The following is a 3,217-nucleotide window of genomic DNA, read 5'->3' as shown; positions in this document are numbered from 1 at the left end:
CCGTCCCTCATTGAACCAGTTCAGCCGAGAAGGGTGGAGTCTGACAGGAATCTGCTCCCCTCTGGCGAACTAAGATTGAACGTGCAACAGGGTATGCTAGAGAACTCCGGGAAGATCTGATGGTCGTGAGTGTCGCGGAGAATAAACAGGATGCAGAGTATCATCGGTATGCGGGCGCTGACCAGGTGATTCGACCTCGACAAGCCCTTGGTCGCGCGCTCGGCAATAAAGCGACCCTCTCGGTTACAAGAAAACTCCAAGAGACGATTGAACTCGGTGACGATTTTGAACTCGCAGAAATCCTCGTCGAGAAAAACAGCGACCTCGCAGGGCAGACTCTTGCGGAATTGAAACTGCCGAGAGAGCTCGGGATTACCGTCAATGGGATCTGGTCCAATGGTGAGTTCAGTCCTGCTCCGGAGCCCAATACGCGGATTGACGCAAATACGATTTTGCTTGTTGCCGGAAATCACGAGGCCCTCCAAGAGGTGAAGAGCCGAACAATTTCTCCAATGACCCCCGGTAGTGAGCAGGTCATCGTGGCGGGCTATGGTGTCGTTGGGCAAGCAGTCATCGACGTTCTGGAGACAAACGACGTTTCACCCACGGTGGTTGATATAACTGAGGACGACAGAGTCGATATTACCGGCGATATTAATCAGCAGGAAACACTCTCTGAATCCGGTGTCGAAAATGCAAGCGTTGTCGTGTTGGCACTGGATGCCGACACGACCACAATGTACGCTACCGTCGCAATCGAAGAGTTGGCACCCGATATCGAAGTGATAACACGGGTGAACGATGTCGAAAACACAGCAAAACTCTACCGGGCTGGTGCCGAGTACGTGCTCGCCCTTTCGACCGTTACCGGGCGAATGGTCTCATCCGTTCTCTTAGAGGACGAAGAAGGTCTCACACCGGAAACGCAGTTAGAAGTTCTCACACCGGAAACACAGTTCGAAATTATCCGGACAACTGCCCCTGAGCTTGTCGGCAGAACGCTCAAGGAATCGGCTGTCCGCAACCGAACCGGAGCGACCGTCGTCGCCATTGAGCGGAACGGTGAATTGCTGACAAATCCCGGAGCCGGTTCAGTAATCAAAGGAAACGACCGCCTCATTGTCACAGGAAGTGACGACGCTGTCAACGCGTTCATTACAACATTCAGATGAGTCGCTCTGGTGCTACATCACGTTCTGGTGTTCAATCTTGGCCGAGAGTTCCAGCAAATTGTTCCGCTGGGCTCTGACGGAATGAAATACATGTGTTGACTACAGCCTCTGAGCGCGCAAAAAGGGGAGTCCTTAGGGAGTTGATACTGGTTTTCGGGCGGTACAGGCTCTCTTACCAGCAATCATATAGCGAAACCCCCCTTCTCCAATGCCCTCAGCCTCTGGATGCAGACCACCTTCTAACAGCTTGTGAAAATGTCCGTTCAACGGTTGATGGAGAGAAGGCGCATATCGATCACTGATCTTTGGGCAACCCGTATGGGGACGAATCGGTCCTAGATATCCGTGTTACTGCGTCTATCGGTCGGAGCCAACAGTTCAGCAGTGAAACGGCACTATTTTTTCGCATGCGAACCGAACGCAGACACGTGGCAGAATTACTCATTCTCGTGGGATTGCTGGTGGCGGTGTTCGTCGGGTACAATATCGGCGGGTCATCAACCGGGGTCGCCTTCGGACCGGCAGTCGGCAGCCGGGCCGTCAGAAAAGTCACCGCCGGAGCACTGTTTACCGTGTTTGCGTTCCTCGGAGCGTGGACGATTGGGCGGAAGGTCATCACGACGATGAGTACCGAAATCATCGATGCAGCAGCCTTTACACCTGCAGCGAGCGTTGGCGTCCTCTTTTTTACCGGGCTCGCACTCCTGATCTCGAACCTCTACGGTGTCCCGGCGTCAACCTCGATGACAGCCGTCGCAGCAATCGTCGGACTCGGATTGGCAACGGGGACGCTCAACACTGCGCTAATGTTTACCATCCTGTCGGCATGGATCGTCGCCCCGCTGATCGCCGTCTTCACAGGTGTGTTTATTGGCAGATATCTGTACCCGCACCTCGACGCCAAATTCGAATTCGGTCGCCTCACGAACCCGTTGATCGCAATCGATACCCAGGGGAGACTCCCACGGCTATCGGTCAACGATAACGTCTCGCCTCGGGATCTGATCGGGTCGGCGCTTGTGGTGGCAATTGCCTGCTACATGGCGTTCAGTGCTGGGGCCTCGAACGCGGCGAACGCAGTCGCCCCGCTTGTCGGTAACGGTTCCCTTGACCCTAGCCCGGCGATTCTCCTCGCAATTGGGGCCATCAGCGTGGGCGGCTTCACGATTGCCCGGCGGACGCTGGCGACCGTTGGCAACGATATTACTGAGATGCCGATTCTGGCTGCGCTCATTGTTTCGACCGTGGGTGCGACGATTATCACCGTCCTATCGTGGCTCGGAATTCCAGCCAGTCTCGCCGTGAGTACGACCAGTTGTATTATTGGACTCGGGTGGGGCCGTGCAAGCCGAGCGCGGACGCTCGCAGAAATAGTCACACGATCTCCCGCCGATGAATCCGCTCCAAAGTTTACGACTGGTGCACTCAGACTTCACCCAGTTGAAGGCAACAAGGGGGTCAATTCGGGCCCGACTGTGGGCGAACTCGCTGAAGGCGAGACTCCTCACCCGGACAGACAGCACGCATCCGGGGATGGTGTGTCTAGCATCGGCGAAAAAGACCCGGAGGAACTGTCTGCCGAAGGTCTGTTCCACCAGGCAGCGGCAGTTCGCGTTGTGACACTCTGGGTGATCACGCCGATGATGTCGCTCGTGGGATCCTATGCCTTGTTTTCACTTCTCGGCTAAGAGAACCCTTCTGAATCGATGATCGTCGCAATATCCGAAGATTCTTCGACAAGCTTTCGATGCAACTCTCCTTCCATGTGCGTTCGTAGTTGGATAGCGACCCGCCGTCAGACCGATTTCGTAGCAGTCTCATGAATGGTCTCTCAATGATGAACCAAGTGTGTCGCTGGGGATTGGCGGATCGCCGGAATCGATAGATTCCGCGTAAGCGGTTAGATGATCCGGCTGAACAGGAGTTTCTGAAGTTACGTGCCGGAGCTGATAGTGATTAGGACGAATCTTTACCAGTAAGATACGGCCAGATGTTTGGCTCGTTGATCGCGCTCAGTCCTCGTGGAATGTAGTCTTTCAGCGTTG

At 54.9% G+C, this 3,217-nt stretch carries 2 protein-coding genes; both read left to right on the top strand.

The annotated features are described in order from the left end of the window. The first annotated feature begins 119 nt into the window (after window positions 1-119). Entirely contained in the window at window positions 120-1,172 is a 1,053-nt protein-coding gene (locus tag GRS80_RS08475) for a TrkA C-terminal domain-containing protein (protein ID WP_235019686.1), read from the top strand. 428 nt (window positions 1,173-1,600) lie between these two features. After that, window positions 1,601-2,860 (top strand): inorganic phosphate transporter, encoded by a 1,260-nt coding sequence (locus GRS80_RS08470; RefSeq protein ID WP_141463515.1) that lies wholly within the window; start codon window positions 1,601-1,603, stop codon window positions 2,858-2,860. The last annotated feature ends 357 nt before the right edge of the window (window positions 2,861-3,217 follow it).

The organism is Natrialba sp. INN-245, assembly GCF_009807105.1.
GTDB classification, from domain to species: Archaea; Halobacteriota; Halobacteria; order Halobacteriales; family Natrialbaceae; genus Natrarchaeobius; species Natrarchaeobius swarupiae.
The sequence above is the reverse complement of the archived record's forward strand: the minus strand, read 5'-3'. Positions and strand labels throughout refer to the sequence as shown.